This window comes from Alcanivorax sp. HI0044, assembly GCF_001634945.1.
Genome location: NZ_LWEZ01001005.1, coordinates 1 through 427, shown reverse-complemented (window position 1 = coordinate 427; position 427 = coordinate 1). Strand labels below are relative to the sequence as shown.

1 protein-coding gene is annotated in these 427 nt (G+C 60.1%); it reads left to right on the top strand.

Annotated elements, in window-relative coordinates:
• A partial coding sequence (locus A3730_RS11900; protein WP_197477456.1) for a cytochrome ubiquinol oxidase subunit I occupies window positions 1-427 on the top strand: 427 nt, incomplete at both ends.

Genomic DNA, 427 nt, shown 5'->3' with positions numbered 1-427 from the left:
CATATGGGAGACCGAAAAAGGCGCCCCGCTGACCCTGTTTGGTTTCCCGGATGAAGAAGCCAAAACCAACCATATGGCCATCACCATTCCCCATGGAGCCAGCCTGATCCTGACCCATGACTGGAACGGGGAAATCCAGGGTCTCAATGAATTCGGTGACGATATTCCGCCCGTTGCCCCGGTATTCTGGGCCTTTAGGGTCATGGTGGGGGTAGGGATGTTGATGGTCCTGGTCGGCTGGTGGGCGGCATGGCGATTGTTCCGGCGGCGTGATGAGAACCGGGATAGCCAGCTCTGGTTGCTGCGAGCCCTGTCAGTGATGACTTTCTCGGGCTGGGTTGCGGTGTTGGCTGGCTGGTACGTAACGGAGATCGGTCGCCAGCCCTGGGTCGTGAGTGGCCTGCTGCGTACCNCCGAGGTGGTGGCG